Annotated in this window: 17 protein-coding genes and 2 pseudogenes; 15 read left to right on the forward strand and 4 right to left on the reverse strand. The window is 71.5% G+C overall.

Features of this window, described 5'->3' with window-relative positions; all coding sequences use genetic code 11:
* The first annotated feature begins 192 nt into the window (after window positions 1-192).
* The 8 genes from IG02_RS36020 (at window position 193) to IG02_RS0106710 (ending at window position 10,302) form a co-directional block, all read left to right on the forward strand.
* Window positions 193-663, forward strand: a complete 471-nt coding sequence (locus tag IG02_RS36020) for a citrate/2-methylcitrate synthase (RefSeq protein ID WP_234314627.1) — start codon at window positions 193-195, stop codon at window positions 661-663.
* 195 nt (window positions 664-858) lie between these two features.
* Window positions 859-1,404: a hypothetical protein gene (locus tag IG02_RS0106680; RefSeq protein WP_030743005.1), complete on the forward strand. Its 546-nt coding sequence runs from the start codon at window positions 859-861 to the stop codon at window positions 1,402-1,404.
* Window positions 1,405-1,643: 239 nt separating this feature from the next.
* Window positions 1,644-2,933, forward strand: coding sequence for an ABC transporter substrate-binding protein (locus IG02_RS0106685; protein WP_030743006.1), 1,290 nt, complete (start codon window positions 1,644-1,646; stop codon window positions 2,931-2,933).
* A gap of 31 nt (window positions 2,934-2,964) precedes the next feature.
* On the forward strand, window positions 2,965-3,906 hold the full coding sequence (locus IG02_RS0106690) for a carbohydrate ABC transporter permease (RefSeq protein ID WP_030743007.1): 942 nt from the start codon (window positions 2,965-2,967) through the stop codon (window positions 3,904-3,906).
* 13 nt (window positions 3,907-3,919) lie between these two features.
* The gene (locus IG02_RS0106695; RefSeq protein ID WP_030743008.1) at window positions 3,920-4,747 is read left to right on the forward strand and encodes a carbohydrate ABC transporter permease; all 828 of its coding nucleotides are present in this window, start codon (window positions 3,920-3,922) and stop codon (window positions 4,745-4,747) included.
* On the forward strand, window positions 4,744-5,790 hold the full coding sequence (locus IG02_RS0106700; RefSeq protein ID WP_030743009.1) for a LacI family DNA-binding transcriptional regulator: 1,047 nt from the start codon (window positions 4,744-4,746) through the stop codon (window positions 5,788-5,790). The genes IG02_RS0106695 and IG02_RS0106700 overlap by 4 nt, the downstream gene beginning before the upstream one ends.
* Window positions 5,791-5,895: 105 nt before the next feature.
* Window positions 5,896-7,830, forward strand: coding sequence for a glycoside hydrolase 5 family protein (locus tag IG02_RS0106705; protein ID WP_030743010.1), 1,935 nt, complete (start codon window positions 5,896-5,898; stop codon window positions 7,828-7,830).
* Window positions 7,831-7,899: 69 nt separating this feature from the next.
* Window positions 7,900-10,302 carry a glycoside hydrolase family 3 N-terminal domain-containing protein gene (locus IG02_RS0106710; RefSeq protein WP_030743012.1) on the forward strand — a complete coding sequence of 801 codons (2,403 nt, stop codon included), beginning with the start codon at window positions 7,900-7,902 and terminating at the stop codon, window positions 10,300-10,302.
* Window positions 10,303-10,311: 9 nt separating this feature from the next.
* Here the strand turns inward: IG02_RS0106710 and IG02_RS0106715 are convergent, their stop codons facing one another.
* Window positions 10,312-11,952, reverse strand: coding sequence for a cellulase family glycosylhydrolase (locus tag IG02_RS0106715; RefSeq protein ID WP_030743014.1), 1,641 nt, complete (start codon window positions 11,950-11,952; stop codon window positions 10,312-10,314).
* Between the two features lie 309 nt (window positions 11,953-12,261).
* On the opposite strand from IG02_RS0106715, the gene IG02_RS42580 reads away from it, so the two are divergent.
* Both IG02_RS42580 and IG02_RS42585 read left to right on the forward strand, forming a co-directional pair.
* Entirely contained in the window at window positions 12,262-12,453 is a 192-nt protein-coding gene (locus IG02_RS42580; protein ID WP_030743016.1) for a site-specific integrase, read from the forward strand.
* A gap of 325 nt (window positions 12,454-12,778) precedes the next feature.
* A pseudogene (locus IG02_RS42585) lies at window positions 12,779-12,892 on the forward strand (tyrosine-type recombinase/integrase); the annotation flags it as partial.
* 90 nt (window positions 12,893-12,982) lie between these two features.
* Here IG02_RS42585 and IG02_RS0106725 read toward each other — a convergent pair.
* Window positions 12,983-13,762: an NAD(P)H-dependent oxidoreductase gene (locus IG02_RS0106725; protein WP_030743018.1), complete on the reverse strand. Its 780-nt coding sequence runs from the start codon at window positions 13,760-13,762 to the stop codon at window positions 12,983-12,985.
* 138 nt (window positions 13,763-13,900) lie between these two features.
* Between IG02_RS0106725 and IG02_RS0106730 the strand changes: the two genes are divergently transcribed.
* Together IG02_RS0106730 and IG02_RS0106735 are read left to right on the forward strand one after the other, a co-directional pair.
* Complete coding sequence (locus IG02_RS0106730; protein ID WP_030743021.1) at window positions 13,901-14,749, forward strand: helix-turn-helix transcriptional regulator; 849 nt, start codon at window positions 13,901-13,903, stop codon at window positions 14,747-14,749.
* A gap of 3 nt (window positions 14,750-14,752) precedes the next feature.
* A pseudogene (locus IG02_RS0106735) lies at window positions 14,753-15,112 on the forward strand (hypothetical protein); the annotation flags it as partial.
* Between the two features lie 106 nt (window positions 15,113-15,218).
* Here the strand turns inward: IG02_RS0106735 and IG02_RS0106740 are convergent.
* Complete coding sequence (locus IG02_RS0106740; protein ID WP_030743025.1) at window positions 15,219-15,917, reverse strand: GntR family transcriptional regulator; 699 nt, start codon at window positions 15,915-15,917, stop codon at window positions 15,219-15,221.
* Between the two features lie 72 nt (window positions 15,918-15,989).
* Window positions 15,990-16,877 (reverse strand): dihydrodipicolinate synthase family protein, encoded by an 888-nt coding sequence (locus IG02_RS0106745; RefSeq protein ID WP_030743027.1) that lies wholly within the window; start codon window positions 16,875-16,877, stop codon window positions 15,990-15,992.
* Between the two features lie 179 nt (window positions 16,878-17,056).
* Between IG02_RS0106745 and IG02_RS0106750 the strand changes: the two genes are divergently transcribed.
* The 3 genes from IG02_RS0106750 to IG02_RS0106760 are packed head-to-tail and all read left to right on the forward strand — an operon-like array spanning window position 17,057 to window position 20,066.
* A complete protein-coding gene (locus IG02_RS0106750; RefSeq protein WP_037802425.1) occupies window positions 17,057-18,397 on the forward strand; it encodes an MFS transporter in 1,341 nt (446 codons plus the stop codon).
* Window positions 18,394-19,401 (forward strand): dihydroxyacetone kinase subunit DhaK, encoded by a 1,008-nt coding sequence (locus tag IG02_RS0106755; protein WP_030743029.1) that lies wholly within the window; start codon window positions 18,394-18,396, stop codon window positions 19,399-19,401. Before IG02_RS0106750 ends, IG02_RS0106755 begins: the two co-directional genes overlap by 4 nt.
* Window positions 19,398-20,066, forward strand: a complete 669-nt coding sequence (locus IG02_RS0106760) for a DAK2 domain-containing protein (protein ID WP_030743030.1) — start codon at window positions 19,398-19,400, stop codon at window positions 20,064-20,066. Before IG02_RS0106755 ends, IG02_RS0106760 begins: the two co-directional genes overlap by 4 nt.
* Window positions 20,067-20,074: the final 8 nt, after the last annotated feature.

Genomic DNA, 20,074 nt, shown 5'->3' on the forward strand with positions numbered 1-20,074 from the left:
GACTGCGACAACGTACGTACTCCTCGGGAGGGGCTGCGACGGACCGGACCGGCGTCAGGCCGCGGGGGTGAACAACTCGGCGAGCGGGCCGGCGCCCCCGGCCGGGGGCGCGGAACCCCGCCGCGGGACGGGGCCTCATGCCCCGACGGTAGACCGTCGACCCGACGGGTTCGTCGGGCCCCCCTCGAGATCGTGGCGGAATACCGCCGGCGTCGCGCCTACATACCCGGCTTCGGACACCGCTTCCACCCGCGCGACCCCCGCCGTGACCCCCTCCTCGCCCTGGTCCGGGAAGCGATCGAGGCGGGGGAGGTCCCGGGCCGGGCCCTGGAGGCCGGACTCGCGCTGGAGGCGGCACTCGCCGAAGGCCGCGAGCGGCCGGTGCCCATGAACATCGACGGAGCCACCGCGATCATCTACGCGGAACTCGGCTTCCCGCCCCAACTGGGCCGCGGACTGTTCATGTGCTCTCCCGCAGCGTGGGCATCCTGGCCCACGCCTGGGAGGAGACCGAGAGCGGAGCGCGCATCAAGGGGCCGCTTCCCCGGCCGTTGCTCGCCGGCTACCACGGGACGGCCGAACGCGACCTCGCGCGTACGCGTCCTGAGCGTGCTTGACCGCGCCCGCGGATCACGGGGCGCGGTCGACTCCCGCGCCCTGTGAACCATGTCGCCGCCGGCCAGGGCACCGACGGACGGGACGCCGTGATCCGCGCCCCGGCGCGCGTCGAGGACAGCTTCGGCCCGTCGGTCCGGCGCCGGACACCTCTCGCGCGGGAGACACGCGAAGGAGCCCGGGGGCGGCCTTCCGTGGTGCGGGGACGGTGTAGCCGCGGCGCGCGGCGGGGACCGTTCAGATGTGAGCGACACAATTGCGGTTGCCTTGGTCACGGCGCTGTCGACGTTGTTCGGTGTGTGGTTCACCGGGCGGGTCGCGTTACGGACCACGGCACGTCAGGTGGAAGCCCAGGAGAGGCAGAAGCGAAGGGACCACGAGGAGCAGCGGAAGGTCCGGAAGCGAGAGATGCGCCGTGAGGTGTACGTGCAATTCCTCAACGTGGCCGCAGCGTTGGAGAGCGCGTTGATCCAGACCTGGGATCAGCCACTGTCCCAGGACTGCGAGTCGGTCTTCAAGGAACACCGCGCCAGGCTGATGAGACTGCGGGAGATATTCCACGTGCTGGACATGGAGGGACCCTGTTCCGTGACCGAGGCGGCACGTGACGTCCGTATCGCCGCGCAGAGACAGGTCGACCAACTGGAGGCCGTCGTCCGCGACGCTCGTGACCAGGGGACGACCAAAAGCCTCGGTATTTTCGCCAGCGGCGTGTGGATGAAATGTCTGAAGACCTCGGAGGACGTGCGGGACGAGTTCCTGAAGCGGGCGCGGACCGCCTTGAACTGACGAACCGACCGCGTCGAGCTGACGAGCGGACCGCGTCGAGCTGACCAGCGGTCTGCGTCGAGCGGATGAGCCGTACCGTACCGACCCCACCGCCCCCAACCGATCCCCTCGTCCGAGCGGTGCACCACCGGACGCGCGCAAGGGGTTGACCATTCGTGGACGCGCCCCTAGGTTTCTCGCAACCCACTGGTACATCGTTTAACCAACATGGTTGACGTCCTGGTTGGAGACATCCCCCTGTGCGCTCACCTCTGAGTCGGCGCGGTTTCCTCGCCGCAGGCTCCGGCCTCGCCGCCGCTGCCGCGATCCCCGCTGTGTCCGGCTGTTCCTCGCTCGCCTCGGCCGATTCCGATCCCGGCACCCTGGTGGTGCACACCCAGCTCGGCACCGTGGCACCCGGCTCCGCCACGTACACCGCCGTCGTCAAGGAGTTCCACCGGGAGAACCCGGGGCTCCGCATCAAGAACCTCGTCAACGGTGACGACCTGGCCCAGGTGTACGAGACCTCGCGGCTGGCCCGCAAGGAGCCGGACGTGGTCATGGTCAACCTGTACGACAAGACGCTGGCGTGGACCGACGTCGGCGCCACCGTCGACGTGCGGGACTACCTCGACGACTGGGGGCTGCGCGAACGCGTCCTGCCCGCCGCCCTGACGGAGTGGACCGACGGCAAGGGCAGGCTGCGCGCCTTCCCGTACTTCGCCGCCAACTGGCCCGTCGCCTACAACACCGTCCTGCTCGAACGGGCCGGCGTCGACTCCGTGCCCACCACCGGTGACCAGCTCATCGGCGCGGCCCGCAAGCTCCGGGCCAAGGGCATCGCCCCCGTCACCGTGGGCGGCAACGACTGGACCGGGCAGAAGCTGCTCGCCCAGATCATCCAGACCTTCCTCACCCCGCAGGAGGCCCGAGTCGTCTACTCGACCGGCGACTTCAGCGGCAGGGGCGCCCGCGAGGGTATCGACTACTTCGTCGCGCTGCGCGACGCCGGCGTCTTCGCCGACAAGGCCCAGGGCCTCACCTCCGACACGATGACCACGCAGTACAACACCGAAGCCGCGGCCGTCCAGTCCGCGATGTCCTCCGCCCTCGCGAAGGTGCCGCCGAAGACCGCCGGTCACACCGAGGTCGGCGGCTGGCCGCTCGCGCCCGGAGCCGCGCACGACAAGCCGACGATCCTGCGTTCGTTCACCCTCATCGGATTCTGGATCAGCCCCAACGGCGTGAAGAAGCTGCCTGCCGTCGAGACGTTCCTGCGCTTCATGTACCGGCCGGAGGTGGTGTCGCGCTTCATCACCGAGAGCGGACGGGACATGGCGCTCGTGACGGACACGGTCAGCACGGAGTTCCCCCTGGTGGCCAAGGCCCAGCAACTCGGCGACCGGGTCGACCAGGCGCTCCTGCCCGATCTGTACGTCCCCCCGACCGCCACCCAGCCGCTGATCACGGCGACCAGCACTGCCTTCACCCGGGGGACGAGCGCGGCATCCGTCCGCTCCGCCCTCGAATCCGCCTACCGCACGGCCTGATCCGCGCGCCCGAGCCCTCTGCGAGTCACTCATGCCGACGCTCTCGCCCGCCCCCGACGGCACCTCGGTCCGCCTGCCGGCTCCGCCCACGCCGTGGCCCGCCGCCGCGACCCGCCGCACCCAGGGCGGGGTCGTCCTCGCCGTGCCCGCGCTGGTCTGGTACCTCGTCTTCATGGTCGGTCCGCTGGTCGCCATCTTCGTCATCGCCGCCCTGCACTGGCCCGGCATGCTCCAGCCGATCTCCTTCGCCGGGCTCGGGAACGTCCGGACCGTCCTCGACGACCCCGTCTTCTGGGACGCGGCGCGCAACACCGCCACCCAACTCGTCGTCGCGCTCCCGCTGATGATCGTCGCCGCGTACATGCTCGGGTATTACGTCGCCCAGCGCCCGCCCGGCCACCGCGCGCTGCGGTACCTGCTCTTCATACCCGGCCTGATCTCCACCCCGGCCAAGGCGATGGTGTTCTACGCCGTCCTCTCCCCGGACGGACTGCTCAACGGCGGACTGGAGAAGACCGGTCTCGGCTCGCTGACCGACGCCTGGCTCGCCTCGCCCTCCACCGCGCTGGCCTGCCTCATCCTCCTCGACGTGTGGAGCGGCATCGGCTTCACCGCCGTACTGTTCGCGGCCCGCCTGGGCAGTGTGCCGGACGAGATCGGCGAGGCCGCCCAACTCGACGGCGCGGGCCACTGGCGCGCCATGTGGCGCATCCACTTCCCCGTCATCCGCGACTTCGTCGGGGTCGTGACGATGCTCCAGTTCCTGTGGACCCTGTTCGGCTCCGCCCAGAACGTGCTGCTGCTCACCCAGGGCGGCCCCGGAAGCTCGTCGACGACGCTGTCCTTCCTCGTCTACCAGAAGGCCTTCATCGCGGCCGATCTCGGCTACAGCCAGACCGTCGGTGTGGTCCTGTTCCTGGCCGGCCTGGCCGGGCTCCTGACCATCCGTCGCGTCTTCCGCCAGAACTACTGATCGGAGCGGTTCCATGAAGTTCGGAAGGTCCTGGCTGCCGGCGCACATCCTCGCGTGGCTGTACGCGGCGCTGCTGGTCGTCCCCCTCTACTACCTGCTGGTCTCCGCCTTCAAGACGAACGACCAGATCTTCGGCAGCCCTTTCTCCCCGCCCGCCTCGCTCTCCCCGGACAACTTCGGGGAGGCGTTCTCCTCCGCCCACCTCGGCCCCGCCGTCGTCAACTCGGCATTCGTCACGGCACTGGCACTCGCTCTCACCCTGGCGCTCGCCGTCCCCGCGGCCTTCGCGATCGCCCGCTCCGAGGGGCGGCTGGGCGCCCTGGTGGAGCGGGTGTTCTCGCTGGGGTTCCTGGTACCCACGTTCGCCGCGCTCTTCCCCACCTTCCTGCTCGCCGCCGGCACCGGGCTGTTCCACACCCGCGCCTTCATGGTGCTGTTCCTGCCCGCCACCGCGATGCCCCTCTCCGTGGTCATCCTGGTGCAGTTCATGCGGACCATCCCGCGCGAGATGGAGGAGGCCGCGCGCATCGACGGCGCGTCCACCTTCGCCGTCCTGCGGCACGTCTACACACCGATGTGCATGCCGGGGATCGCGACCATCCTGCTGCTGAACTTCCTGACCTTCTGGAACGAGTACCTCTACTCGCTCGTCATCATCGGCCCCGACCCCGAGCAGCGCACCGTGCAGGTCGCCCTGCCCACCCTGAAGTCCCTGACCGGCACCGACTACGGCATCCTGACGGCGGGCACGCTCCTGACACTGGTCCCGGTCTGGGTGGTGTACACCGTGCTCCAGAAGCGCATGCAGCAGGCGCTCGTCAGCGGGGCGGTGAAGATGTGAAGGAACGTCCCGAGGGCGCCGCGCGCCCAACGATCAAGGCCGTGGCCGCCGAGGCGGGAGTCTCCACCGCGACGGTCTCCCAGGCCGTCAACGGCACCGGCCGGATCTCGGACGCCACGCGGCGCCGCGTCCTCGAAGCGGCCACCAGGCTGGGCTGGTCGCCCAGCGCCTCCGCGACGGCACTGCGCCGGGCGCGCACCCGCACGATCGCCCTCGTCGTCCGGCGCCCCACGGACGTACTGGGCGCCGACCCGCACTTCAGCGAACTGATCACGGGTCTGGAGGGGGAGCTGTCCCCGCGAGGCTACGGTCTGCTGCTCCACCTGGTCGCCGACATGCCGCAGGAGAGCACGCTGTACGAGCGGCTGGTCGCCGAAGGCCGCATCGACGGTGCCGTCCTCACCGACGCACGCGCGGACGACCCGCGCCCCAGGCTGCTGCGCGGCCTCGGACTGCCCGCCGTCCTGCTGGGCGCACCGGCCCGCGGCTCGGCGGTGCCCGGCGTGGGACTCGGGCAGCAGGGCGCCGGCGTCCGCGAGGCCGTCGACCACCTGCTGGAACTCGGCCACACCCGCGTCGCCTACGTCGCGGGCCCGGCCGAACTGCTGCACACCCGGCTGCGCCGTACCGCGTTCGAGGAGGCCCTCGCCGAGCAGGGACTGCGGCCGGTCGCCGTCCGGCACACCGACTTCACGGAGGAGGCGGCCGTCGCCGTCACGAAGGACCTGCTCGCCCTGCCCGACCGGCCGACCGCCCTGGTCTTCCCCAACGACTCCATGGCCGTCTGCGGCATCGGCACCGCCCAGCGCGCCGGGCTCCGGGTGCCCGGGGACCTGTCGGTCGTGGGGTACGACAACCTCCCGCTCGGCCGCTGGCTGCACCCCCGCCTGACCACCGTCGACCAGCAGGTGCAGCGCGTCGGCGCCGCCGCCGCCCTCACCCTGCTCGCCCGGTGCGGCGAGGACGTGTCCCCGGCCGTCCTCGACGGACGCCCGCGGCTGGTCGTACGGGAATCCACCGGCCCCCTCCCGACGGGAGCCTGAACCGTGCGCCCCGTTCCGGCCATCCGGGGCCCACCCGCACCTGTGAACCCTCCACACCGACAGCCGCGCCGACACACCCCCGCACTCGAAGAGGCCAGAGAGACCATGCGACGCCACAGCGCCCAGCTCACCCATGACTCCGCCGTTCTTCCCTGGCTCGGCGCCAACTTCTGGTCCCGCGCCGGCGGTCCGCTGATGTGGCGCGACTACGAGCCGAAGACGGTACGCGAGGAGCTGGCCGTCCTGCGGGACCACGGGCTGAACATGACCCGTTCCTTCTTCTACTGGCCCGACTTCCACCCCGAGCCCGGCCGTGTCGACGAGGAACTCTGCGACCGCTTCCGCGACTTCCTCGACGCCCACACCGAGGCGGGCATGGGCACGATCCCCACCTTCATCGTCGGCCACATGTCGGGCGAGAACTGGGACCCCGCCTGGCGCGGCGGACGGGACCTGTACGAGGACGTGTGGCTGGTCGGGCGGCAGGCGTGGTTCGTCTCCCAGATGACCCGGCGCTTCAAGGACCACCCCGCCGTGACCGGCTGGCTGATCACCAACGAGATGCCGGGCTACGGACGGATCTACCAGGTCGACCCGCCCTCACCCGACGTCGTCACCGCCTGGGCGCAGTTCATGTGCGACGCGGTCCGCGCGGCGGGCGGCACCCAGCCGGTGTCACTCGGCGACGGCGCCTGGGGCATCGAGGTGACGGGCCGCGACAACGGCTTCTCCCTGCGGGACACCGCCGAGTACGTCGACTTCGTCGGCCCGCACGTCTACCGCTCCGACACGGACCGGCCACGCCAGCACTACCGCGCCGCCTTCGAGTGCGAACTCGCCGCCGTCGCGGGCCGGCCGGTCGTACTGGAGGAATTCGGGCTCTCCACCGACACCGTCTCGGCCGCGAACGCGGGCGTGTTCTACCGGCAGACCCTGCACAACTCACTGCTCGGGGGAGCCACCGGCTGGATCGCCTGGAACAACACCGACTACGACGACCTGTGGGACCGCTCGCCCTACGACCACCACCCCTTCGAGATGCACTTCGGGATCACCGACCACACCGGACGTCCGAAGGAACCGCTGCGCGAACTCGCCGACTTCGCCCAGGTGCTGCGCCGCGTCGACTTCGCGCGCTGCCGCCGCACGGACGCGGACGCCGCACTGGTCGTGCCCGCCTTCCTGGAGCGTGGCTACCCCTACAGCCGGCCCGCCGACCGACCGCTGATCTTCACCTCGCTGCACCAGGGGTACGTGGCCGCGCGCGGCGCCGACCTGCCCGTGGCGTTCGCCCGGGAGGCGGACGGGCTGCCGGACGACGCCCGCCTGTATCTGCTGCCCTCCACACGGCAGCTGACGACCCGTACCCGCCGGACCCTGGAGCGCAGGGCCCGGGAAGGGGCGACCGTCTACCTGTCGTTCTGCTCGGGCGAACACCCGACGACGCGCGGTCCGTGGTTCCACGACCTCGACGGCCTGTTCGGGGTGGAACTCCAACTCTCCTACGGTGTCGCCGAGCCCATCGAGGACGACGTCCTGGAGATGACGTTCACCGAGGACTTCGGTGCGATCGCCGCGGGCGAGACCCTGACCTTCCCCGTCGCCGGGAACGAGGACAGCCGCGCCTACCTGCCGGTCGTCCCGGCCGGCGCGCGGGTCGTCGCCACCGACGCCCACGGCCGCCCCGCACTGCTGTGCCACGAGACGGGCGAGGGCCGTACGGTACTGGCCACCTACCCGCTGGAGCACATGGCCGCGCGGACGGCCCGCGTCAACCCGGAACAGACGCACCGGCTGTACGCGGCACTCGCCGAACTCGCCGGAGCCGCCCGGACGGTGACGGTCGACACGCCCTACGTCGCCGCCGACACACTCGTCCGCGAGGACGGCTCCCGCTTCGTGTGGCTGGTGAGCCAGTCCGACGAGGAGCTGACCGTACGCCCGGCCGCGGACGGCGAGCTGACCGAGCTGACCGGTGGGGAGCCCGTACAGGACGTGGTGCTCGCCCCGTACGGGGTCCGCGTCCTCGCGCTGCGCTGACCACCCCGAGCCACCCGCACCACCCGCACCATCCATCGCACCGACGTGTCCCGCGAGGTGAGCCATCCCATGTCCGAACCACTGTTCCGCGACCCCGCCGCGCCCGTCGCCGACCGGGTCCGCGATCTGCTGGCACGGATGACCCTCACCGAGAAGGTGGGCCAGGTCAACCAGCGGATGTACGGATGGGACGCGTACGAGCGCACCACCGAGGGCCACCGGCTCACCGACGCGTTCCGCACGGAGGTGGCCGCCTTCGACGGGATGGGCGCGCTGTACGGATTGCAGCGCGCCGACCCGTGGTCGGGCGTGACGGCTGCCACGGGGATCGGATCGGCGGACGGCGCGCGGGTCTCCGACGCCGTGCAGCGCCATGTCGTGGAGAACACCCGCCTCGGCATCCCCGTCCTCATGGTCGAGGAGATGCCGCACGGCCACCAGGCGCTGGACGGGACCGTGCTGCCGGTCAACCTCGCGGTCGGAGCCACGTGGAACCCGGAACTCTACGGGGAGGCGGCGGCCCTCGCCGCCGCGCAGCTCCGGGCGCGCGGCGGTCATGTCGCCCTCGTGTCCGCGCTCGACCTGGTGCGTGATCCGCGCTGGGGCCGCACCGAGGAGTGCTTCGGGGAGGACCCGTACCTCGCGGCACGGTTCACCGAGGCGCTGGTGCGCGGCGTCCAGGGACCGCCGGGCGACCGGATCGGACCGGACCGGGCCGCCGTCGTCCTCAAACACTTCGCGGGACAGGGCGCCACCGTCGGCGGTCGCAACAGCGCGGCCACCGAGCTGGGCGCCAGAGAGCTGCACGAGATCCACCTGGAGGCCGCCCGCGCGGGGATACGCGCCGGCGCGGCGGGCGTCATGGCCGCGTACAACGAGTTCGACGGCGTTCCGTGCGCCGGCAACCGTGATCTGCTGACCGGGATCCTGCGCGAACGGTGGGGGTTCACCGGGCTGGTGATGGCCGACGGACTCGCCCTGGACCGCCTCGTGAGACTGGCCGGCGACCCGGTGGCGGCCGGCGCCCTGGCGCTTCGGGCGGGCACCGACCTGAGCCTGTGGGACGGGTGCTTCCCACGGCTGGCGGAAGCGGTGTGGCGGGGCCTCGTCGACGAGGGCACGCTCGACACGGCTGCCGGACGGGTCCTCGCGCTGAAGTTCCGGCTCGGTCTCTTCGAGCAGCCGTACACGGGAGCGCGCCCGGCCGTCGCGGCTCCGGAGCGGCTCAGCGAGCGCCTCGCCCGCGAGTCACTCACCCTCCTCGAACACGACGGTGTGACACTGCCGTTCACACAACAGGTCGGGACGATCGCGGTCATCGGGCCGAACGCGGACTCCGTAGCGGGGCAGATCGGCGACTACACCGCGCCCCGGCGACCCGGCACGGGCGTCAGCGTGCTCGACGGAATCCGGGCCGCCGCGCCCGAGGGCACCGAGGTCACGTACGCCCGGGGGAGCGGCCTCGTCGGCGGGGACACGACGGGCCTCCCCGAGGCGGTGGCGCTCGCCCGCGCGGCCGATGTGGCGGTGGTGGTGCTCGGCGGTTCGAGCGCACGGGAGTCCACCACGCGCTTCGACTCCAACGGCGCGGCGGTCGTCGCTTCGGCCCAGCCGGTGGAGATGACCTGCGGGGAGGGCGTGGACCTGGCCGAACTCTCCCTCCCCGCAGGGCAGTCGGCCCTGCTGGACGCCGTCGCCGCCGCGGGGGTGCCCGTGGTGCTGGTCCTGGTGCAGGGCCGTCCGCACGCACTGCCCGACCTCACCGACCGGACGGCCGCCGTCCTCAGCGCCTGGTACCCCGGCCCGTGGGGCGGGCGCGCGGTGGCGGACGTGCTGTTCGGCGTGGCGGAGCCCAGCGGCCGGCTGCCCGTCTCCGTACCCCGGTCGGCTGCCCAACTGCCCGTCTACTACAACGGGAAGGACCACACGTACCGAGGGTATGTGGACCAGCCCGCCACGGCGCGTCATCCGTTCGGTCATGGTCTGTCCTGCACGACGGTCGAGTACGGCCCGCCCCGGCTGTCCCACCCGTCCGCCACGATGGCCGACCTGGAGGCGGCCGACCCCGACGGCGCCACGGCGGACGGGATCGCGACGGACGGGATCGCGACGGACGGGGTCCCGGCGGGCGAAGGAACACGGGGCGGCGGTGCGGGGCCCGTCAGCTGTACGGTCCGCGTCGCCAACACCGGCGGCCGGCCCGTCCGCGAAACCGTACAGCTCTACGTGCGCCGGGTGCTCGGCGGGACGTCGTGGCCGCGCGTACGCGAACTGCGCGGGTTCGTCCGGGTGGAGCTCGCGCCGGGCGAGAGCACCGAGGTGACCTTCCCGGTGGTCGCGCGGACCCTGGCCTCCGTCACGCGTTCGGGCGAGCGGGCGGTGGAGCCGGGGGAGTTCGCGATCGAGACGGGTCCGTCCTCGGGCCGCACCCGCGCGGCCCGGCTCACGGTGACGGCGCCGCCCGCCCGGTGAACGGACGTCCTACGGGCTGACGGCGCAGCCGCCGCCGTTCAGGGAGAAGGCGGTCGGCACGGAGTTGGTGCCGGTCCTGTTGGCGAGGAAGCCGAGGACGACCGAGCCGCCGGCGGGGATGGTGGCGGTGTAGGGGGCGGGGGTGACGGTCACCGCGGCGGCGGTCTGCCGGGGGGTGCCGCCCCACATGGTGGTGATGACCTGGCCGTTCGCGAAGGCGAACGCCAACGACCAGTCGGTGATGGCGGCGGTGCCGGTGTTGCGGATGGTGATCTCGCCCTGGAAGCCGCCGTTCCACTCGCCGACGACGCGGTAGCCGACCGCGCAGCCCGAGCCGGGGCCACCGCCCTCCTTGGTGGTGACGCCGACCGTGGCCGAGCGGGCCGACCGGTTGCCGGCCGCGTCCCGCGCGTAGACGCCGAACGTGTAGGAGGTGCCGGCGGTCAGGCCGGTGAGGGTCGCCGTGGTGCCGGTGGAGGTGGCGATCCTGGTTTCGGTGCCGCCGCTGACGCGGACGACGTCGTACGCGGTGACGCCGACGTTGTCGGTGGCGGCCGGCCAGGTGAGGGTGGCGGAGGTGGCGGTCACCGCGGAGGCGACGGGGGCGCCGGGGACGGTCGGGGCCTGGCTGTCGCCGGAACCGCCGCCGTAGACCGTGGCCTCGCGGGAGGTCTCGGCGATGCCGTCGGGCCCGTTGATGACGCGTTTGCCCCAGTCCGTGAGCCTATCCGGGTCGAAGTCCGTGGCCATGTCCAGGATGGGATCGGTGTTGCCGCTCCAGGACCACGCGAGGTAGCCGAGACGGAGCCGCTCGGCGGTGGCCATCATGGTGTTCTCGTCGGGGTCGCCCCATTGGTCGGGCGGCCCGCCGAACTCGCCGATGAGAAGGGGCAGCCCGGCGTCGACGAAGGCGTTCAGGTAGTCGGTGATCTCCTGTGCGGTGTCGTAGACGCTGTACATGTGGATCGAGAAGATCAGGTCACCGGTGGGGTCGGAATCGTAGACGGACCGGGCGTTGGCGCGCATGACACCTTGCAGGTCCTGGCCCCAGTTCGGCGCGTCCACCATGATCGTGTGCTCGAGCCCCGCGGCGCGCAGCTTCCGCACGGCCGCGATGGTGGGAGCGGTCCAGCCGGCGGGGTCGGTGTTGCCCCAGGGCTCGTTGCCGATGTTGATGACGACGTAGTTCTCTTCCCCGGCGAGCACGCTCTTCAGGCCGGTCCAGTAGTCGGCCGCGTGGTCGAGTGTTCCGGCCGCGGCGTCCTCGCCGTAGCCGGTGGTGTCGTGCACCTCCAGTACGCAGATCAGCCGGTTGGCCTTGCACTGGGCGATGACACCCGCGACATCCTCGGGACTGTTCTTCGACCAGCGGTGGCCGTCGGAGAGGACGACGCGGACGGTATTGGCGCCGAGGGCCTTGATGTCGGCCAGCGCCTGCGTCTCGCCCGGGTACCACGTGTGCGCGTGGTTGATCCCGCGCATGACGAAGTCGTTCCCGTTGGCCTCACGTAATCGGCCGTCGCTGATGTGCAGGCCGCCGGCCAGTGGCTCGCGAGACTCGGCCCGGGCGGCCGCCGGGCCGGGACCCGCGGTCCAGAAGAAGCCGGCCAGTACGGCCAGCAGGGCGGCCAGGAATCTGTTCCGTCTCATCGTCTCTCCAGGATCGAGTGCCTGATGGCTGTCGCACACGGGTTTTTGGGAGCGTTCCCATCCATTGCACCGCACGTGGGAGACGTCAAGGACCGCGACGGCGGCAGGGACGCGGACGTCGGCCGGTGGGCGACGGAGGAAGCGCCCGCGAGCTGCACGGTCGTTCCGTTCCGTCGAACGCGGCGGGCCGTTCCGGATTACATGTCCGGTGGGTTAGGGCCCGTTGAGGACACCCGGTGCGGTCGTGTCGTCGACGCGGGGCGGGGAGCTGTGCGAGTTCAGCGGGTGCGGGTTCCGGACTCCGATCGGGTGTCGTACACCGTCATCGACGGCAGCGGACTGCCCGTCGAGGCGGCGGATGTATACCTGGGCCATCTCACCGCGACGGGACGTTCGCCGTACACCGTGGAGGCCTACGCGCACGACCTGCGGGACTTCTTCGAGTGGACCGGTCAACGCGACGCCGACTTCCGACACCTGGGCCTGGAGGACCTCGCGTAGTTCTTCGCCTGGCTGCGGCGATCGCGCCCAGCGCGTCAGCCCGGCGTGTACCAGCTGCCGGGCATGCCGCCCGCGGTCGGCAGCACCACGCTCGTACGCAAGCGGGCCGCACTCGCCGGGCTCTACCGGTTCCACGCCCGCCGAGACGAGACGGTGCCGGCCCTGCTGGGGGAGCTGACCGGGCCGCGGCCGATGGGCCGGTACGTGCCGATGCTCGCGCACACCCGTCGCCACGGGCCGGGGCCGGAGTCCTACAGCCCGATCCGCATCGCCACCGCGCCCATACGTGTTCGTGAACCTGTTCCGGCCGCCGCTGGGGGCGCCGATGAGCCGCAGCGCGGTCGAGGACCTGGTGGCCCGGTTGCGCAAGCGGACGGGGATCGGGCACTTCACGCCGCATGTGCTGCGGCACAGCTGGGCGACCCGGCTGCTGCGGGCCAAGGTTCCCATCGAGGTCGTGGCCGAGCTCTTGGGGCATGCGTCGTCGCAGGTCACGGAAACAGATCTACGCGCGTCCGACGGTGGAGGATCAGCCCCGCACGTGCAGCCCGAAGCCCGTGCGGCCCGCGGGCTCCAGTCCCTCCTTCAGCTGCAGCGAGGGCATCTCATAGTCACCGAAGTTCTGCCGCCGGAAAGCGATCGGCTCGGTCGAATCCAGGGTGAGCAGGCGCTGCTTCCAGGCCTTGGCGACGTCCGGGTAGTCCTCGCTGGTCATCCGGGCGGTGCCGTACAGCACGAACGGCGGCAGCACCTCGATGCCCGTATACCAGAGGATGCCGTGCTGGATCGGGAACAGCAGATCATCGATGGGGCCCTGGATCCCGCGGGCGGCGTAATGCGATTCCGGGGCGCCGGCGGTCACCGACAGCAAAGCCTTCCTGCCCGCGAGGGTGCCTTCTCCGAAGCGATCGCCGAACCTGGCGTCGCTGTGCTCGCCGACGCCGTACGCGAAGTGGTGGGTGAACACCCGGTCCACCCAGCCTTTGAGGATCGCGGGCATCGTGTACCACCACATCGGGAACTGCATGATGATCGTGTCGGCCCACAGCAGCTTCTCCTGCTCGGCGAGGACGTCCGGGGTGAGTGTCCCGGCGTCAAAGGCCCGACCGGAGTCGTGGGCGACGTCCAGCGGATTTGAAGCCTGGGAGCCGTAGTCCGCGGCGTCCACGACCGCCTTCCAATGCATCGCGTACAGATCGCTCACCCGTACCTCGTGCCCGGCGTTCTCCAATGTGGACACCGCGTGGTCCTTCAGCGAGGCGTTGAGTGACCGCGGCTCCGGGTGGGCGTGGACGATGAACGTCTTCATGGGACTCCTTCGGATCGGTTGTGTCAGATCCTGGGGCGCTGCGGCGCCCGACATTCAGGGACGCCTCTTCCATCGGACGGGACTTCCTGGTACTGACGGGGCCACCTTCGAGGGCTCTGCCGAGGCGATACTGGGGGCATGGACGATCTTGCAGGCTTCTTACGGACCCGGCGTTCCCGGGTCGCCCCGGCGGCCGTCGGCATCCCCACCGACAGCCGCCGCCGGGTCGCAGGGCTGCGCCGCGAAGAGGTCGCGCACCTGTCCGGCGTCAGCGTCGACTACTACGTACGCCTGGAGCAGGGCCGCGCGACCCAGCCCTCCGAGCAGGTCCTCGACGCGCTCGCCCGCGTCCTCGGCCTCGACGAGACCGAACGCGGGCACCTTGACCGGCTCTCCCGGCAGCGCCGCCGGCGCGCGAAGGTGCCGGGCGGGCGAGTCCGGCCGGAGCTGCTGCGCGTCCTCGACCTGGTCGCCGAGGCACCCGCGCTGATCATGGACCACCGCCTGAACGTGCTCGCCGGGAACCGCCTCGCCGGGCTCCTCTACGGCCGGCCTATGCCGGGTCTGAACATCGCCCGGCACATCTTCCTGGAGGAGGCCGAGCACGGCCTTTACGGGGACTGGGAGAACTGCACCCTCGACGTGGTCGGGCACCTGCGCCTGGCCGCCGGCAAGTACCCCGAGGACTCCAACCTGGCCTCGCTCATCGGCGAGCTGGCGATGGGCAGCGAGCGCTTCCGTCGCCTCTGGGCCCGCGCGGACGTGCGTGCCCGCTCCCATGGACGCAAGGCGTACCAGCACCCGCTGGTCGGACTGCTGGAACTGCACCAGGAGAACTTCGCACTACCGGATGAATCGGGCATGGAGCTGCTGGTGCTATCCGCGGCACCCGGCAGCCCCGCCGAGGACGGCCTGCGCCTGCTCGCGGGCCTGGGCGCGGACCACAGTGACGTGCATCCCACAGCGAACGCTCAGGTCCGCGAGTAAACCGCGTGGGACTGGACGTCCGTCAATCCCGACGGCGGTACGCGCCAGGCCTACGACTCGCCGGCGCCGGGCCGGGTGCGGTACCAGTACGACGTGGTGGTCGCCGTCTCGGACACGTTCGAGGGACCGTACTCCGAGCGGTGGACCGCCGGTGTCGTGGCCGGCCACAACAACTTCTTCGAGGACCACGGCGGCCGGCTGTGGACGACGTTCTTCCGCAACCCGAACTTCGGCCACTGGTCCGGCCCGTCGCGCGTCGCCGATGCCGCGGTGCCCGGTGTCGCGCGGCTGGAATGGACCGGTCCGCGGGGCAACCGCCTCTACGTCCGGCGCCGGGACCGCGGTCGCACGAGCACGGAGTGAGCCGCCGGGGGCGGGTGCCGGGGCCCGCGCGGGACGGGGGAGCGGCGGTAAGGGGGCGGGTCCTCCGCCGCCTCGGGCGCATCGCCCTCGGAATCCGCGGCAGGGGTCAGGTGACGATGTCGTGCGAGGCCATGTCGGCCAGCGTCCATTCCTCGACCTCGGTGAGGTGCAGCGCGGCGGCCTCCTGGGCGGCCTCGGTGTCGCGTGCCGCCATGGCGTCCAGGATTTCGAGATGCCTCCGGGTGGACCCCGCGAGGCGGTGCGGGCCGGTGGCACCGAGGACGCGCAGCCAGTAGACGAAGGGTTCGACCGACTCGCGGGCCGCGATCAGGCGGCTGTTGCCGGTGCTGGCGATGATCTCGCGATGAATGCGGGTGTCGCTGGCGAAGAACGGTTCGTAGTCGCCCTGTTCGGCCGCGCGGATGGCGGCGACGGCCTCGTCCCGAAGGTCGGCGATCTGCTCCAGCGGCATGGCCCCGGCGGCCACTCCGGTGGCCAGCCACTCCAGGCCCTTGCGCAACTGGCACACCTCGTGGACGTCCTGACGGCTCGGCCGGGTGACGAACGTGCCCGAGCGCGGACGCGTCTCGACGAGCCGGTCGTGCTCCAGGCGCAGCAGCGTGTCACGCACCGGGGTCCGGGACACGCCGAACTCGTTCGCGATCGCCTGCGGATCGAGCCGGGACCCGGGTGCGTAGACGCCCGTCGTGATCCGCTCGCACAGGATCGAGTGGAGCTGCTCGGAGATCGACTCCACGACCAGGGGGGTGGTGCCGCGGCTGCTGCGGACGGACGGGGTGGCCATGATCGCCCTTCTTCTCCAACGGTCGCCGCGCCGCCGGTTCCGACCCGGCGGCCGGCGTTGTCGACACAGCATCTAATCGATCAGGTTAGCCGCACGCAGAGCCCCGCTGATGCGCTCCCGCTCGGCCTGGGTGGCGGGCTTGAAGGGGCGGCGCGGCAGACCGGGGGAGCGGCCCTGCAGTTCGAGCGCTGCCTTGAGCGTGGCGGGCAGGTTGGGCGCGTCGATGGCCCGCCAGACCGTCAGGATCCGCTCGTGCAGTTCGAGGGCCTTGGCGTGGTCACCGGCCTGCACCGCGTCCCACAGCTCGACGCTCAGCCGGGGGGTGACCGTGGGGATCGCGGCCAGGGCGCCGTGGGCGCCCATGACGAACGCCGGGTAGTGCAGGTCGTCGAGCGCGGCGAGGACGGTGAACCGGTCGCGCATACGGTGCAGCAGGTCGGCGAGGAGGTGGATGTCACCGCCGGACTGTTTGATGGCCACGACCTGCGGGACCTCGCGCAGCAGCTCGATCGTGTCCACCGGCACCAGCGCCCACGGCACCACGTTGTACAGCACGATCGGCAGGTCCGTGGCCTCGCCGATCTCACGGTAGTGCGCGACCGTTTCCTCGGGGGACGGTGCGAACACGTAGTGCACGGGGGTGACCTGGAGGGCGTCGACCCCGACCTCCTTCAGCGCGAGGGAGTAGCGCCTGGCCTGCGCCGTGCTGTTCTGGATCACACCGCCGACGACCGGGACCCGTCCGGCGACCTCGTCGACGACGACGGCGCAGATCGCCGCGCTCTCCTCCAGCGACAGCGTCTGGCCCTCGCCGGTGCTGCCGCAGGCGCAGATCGCCGTCACCCCCTGGTCCAGGAGGTACCTGACCTCGCCGCGCAGCAGGTCGAGGTCGACCTCGTCGTTCGCGTCGAACGGCGTGACGACGGTCGAGATCATGCCGCCGAGCCGGATGTCCTTCACGTGGCCTCCCGGGTATTGCCGCACCCATGGCGCGGATGTAATGTCTGATGCATCAGATGCTAGCACGCGGTCTTCTCCGGCAGGAGAGCCGCCACTCACAACGGACACGGCCGGCATCCGTGCAGCATGCAGGACAGCGCCGACCGTGTCGCCCGAGCCGCCATCGCAATGGAGCGAGCATGCCCGAACCGGCCGCCACCCCAGACGCCCGGGCGTCGTTGCGGAAAGTCGTCACCGCCAGCGCCCTGGGCACCACCGTCGAGTACTACGACTTCACCCTCTACGCGACCACCGCGGCGCTGGTCTTCGACAAAATCTTCTTTCCCGACGCCTCGCCCCTGGTGGGCACCCTCGCCGCGTTCGCCACGTACTTCGTCGGCTACGCGGCCCGCCCCCTCGGCGGAATCCTCTTCGGCCACTTCGGCGACCGCCTCGGACGCAAGAACGTCCTGATCATCACCATGCTGATGATGGGCCTGGGCACCTTCGCGATCGGCCTGCTCCCCTCCTACGACAGCATCGGCGTCGCCGCCCCGCTCCTTCTCGTCGCCATCCGGCTGCTCCAGGGGATCGGCATGGGCGGCGAGTACGGCGGCGGAGTGCTCATGGCCCTCGAATACAGCCCGCCGTCCCGGCAGGGCTTCTTCACCTCCCTGGTGCACATCGGCACTCCGGCCGGCGTCCTCGTCCCGGTGGGCCTGGTCTCCGTACTGGACACCGTTCTGCCCGCCGGGTCGTACGACTCCTGGGCCTGGCGCCTGCCCTTCCTGGCCAGCATCCTCCTGGTCGGTGTCGGCCTCTGGATGCGGCTGAACGTCACGGAGAGCCCCGAATTCGTCAAGATGCGCGAGGACCGCGAGGTCCAGAGCCTGCCCGTCCGCGAAGTGCTGACCCGCCGGCCCATGACGGTCCTGTTCTCCGTCCTCGCCAAGATCGCGGAAAGTGGCCTGTTCAACATCTACTACGTGGTGGCGATCACCTACGTCACCACCGAACTCGACCTGCCCAAGGGCCCCGTGCTCCTCGCCGTGCTGATCGCCTGCGCCGTCGAGTGCTGCACCCTGCCGTACTTCGGCGCGCTCTCCGACCGCGTCGGCCGCCGCAAGGTCTACATCGCGGGCGCCCTCTTCCAGGCGGTCCTCGCGGTGCCGTTCTTCCTGCTGGTCCAGACCGGCCAGTTCTGGGCCTACGTCCTGGGCATGACCCTCGGCCTCGGTGTCGGACACGGTGCGATGTACGGCGCGCAGGGAGCCCTGTTCTCCAACCTCTACCCGGTCAACGTCCGCTACACCGGCCTCTCCGTCACCCAGCAGATCGGCGCCACCCTCGGCGGCGGCCTGTCCCCGCTCATCGGAACCGCCCTGCTGTCGGTCGCCGGCGGGCACTGGGCCTGGCTGATCGTCTACTGCGTGGGCGTCGCCCTCGTCTCCGCCCTGGCCACCACCCGGCTGCGGGCGGGCGAGGCCCACCCGCCCGGCAGCCCGGCCCCGCACCCGGCCGAAAGGACCCCGGTTTCGTGAACAGCCTGTTCCTGCCCGACCGGAACCCCGTGGAACAGGCCCTGCGCGGCCTGACCCTGGCCCACCCCGGCCTCCTCCGCCTCAACGAGGACCCGCTGTACGTCGCCGCCCGCGACCGCCACCCCGACCGGCGCGTGGGCATCGTCTCCGGCGGCGGATCCGGCCACGAGCCCCTGCACACCGGATTCGTCGGACGCGGCATGCTGGACGCCGCCGTCCCGGGCCGCGTCTTCGCCTCGCCCCACAACCGCCAGGTCCACGAGGCGTCCCGGGACGTCGCGGGAGACGACGGCGTCCTGCACGTGGTGAAGAACTACACCGGCGACCGCATCAACTTCGGCATCGCAGCCGAACGCCTGCGCGCCGACGGCATCCCCGTCCGCCGCGTCCTCGTCGACGACGACCTCGCCACCGAGAGCACCGAGACCGCCACGGGCCGACGTGGCACCGGTGCCACCGTGATCGTGGAGAAACTACTCGGCGGCGCCGCCGACTCCGGACTGGACCTCGATGAACTCGCCGCGCTGGGCACCGATTTCGCGGCGGCCTCGCGCAGCGTCGCCGTTGCCGCACGCGCCCAGACCTCCCCGTCCCGCGGCGGCGAGGCGTTCGAGCTGCCTCACGGAACACTCGAATACGGCGTCGGCATCCACGGCGAGCGCGCCGCCTCGACCCTGGCACATCCCGGCTTCGACCCACTCGTCGACCGCATGACCCGGCAGGTCCTCGACGCGCTGCCCGCGACCACGGGCTCCGTCGTCCTGCTGGTCAACGGACTCGGCTCCACCACACTGCTGGAACTGCACGCCGTCCACGCCCGGGTGTCGGACCTTCTTCGGCGGCGCGGCCTGGACGTGGCCGGCAGGCTCGTCGGGACCTACGTTCCGGCCCTGGACATGAGCGGCTTCTCCCTCACCCTCACCGCGCTGCGCGACGACTGGGCCGACTTCTGGCAGGCCCCGGCCCGCACGCCCGCCTTCCCCGTACTGGAGCCCCGCCATTGAGCAACGACCAGCGACTCGTCCTGCGCACCTACGCGCGGGCCGCAGGCACCGCACACGACACGCTCACCGCCCTCGACCAGATCTCCGGCGACGGCGACTTCGGCGACAACCTGCGCGAAGGACTCGACCTCGTCGCGTCCGCGCTGGACACCCGCCCCGCCGAACCACCCTTCGCCGTGGCCGCCGAGGTCTTCCTCGACGAGGTCGGCGGCACCAGCGGCCCCCTGCTGGGGCTCCTGTTCCAGGAGATCGCACGGGCCCTCGCCGCTCACGACGACGACCACGAGGCCTGGCGCGCCGGTGTCCGCGAAGGACTCGCCGCCATCCAACGGGTCGGGGAGGCCGAACCCGGAGACCGCACGATGGTGGACGCCCTGGCCCCCGCCCGGGACGCCCTGGACGCCGGCGCGGACCTGCGGGACGTCGCCCTCGCCGCCCTGAACGGCGCCCGGGTCACCGCCTCCCTGCGCGCCCGCCGGGGCCGCGCCTCCTACGTCGGCCGGCGCGCCCTCGGCTCACCGGACCCCGGGGCGATGGGCGTCGCGCTGCTGTTCTGGTCCCTGGCGCGGGCGCGGGACCGCTCGCCGGTCGAGCTCGGGGAGCTTCTCACGTCCGCGAACCCCTCGGAGCGCGAGTCCGGAGGGGACTCACCCGTACCGGACTGACGCCGTCG

Source organism: Streptomyces sp. NRRL F-5135, assembly GCF_000719775.1.
GTDB lineage: Bacteria > Actinomycetota > Actinomycetes > Streptomycetales > Streptomycetaceae > Streptomyces > Streptomyces hebeiensis.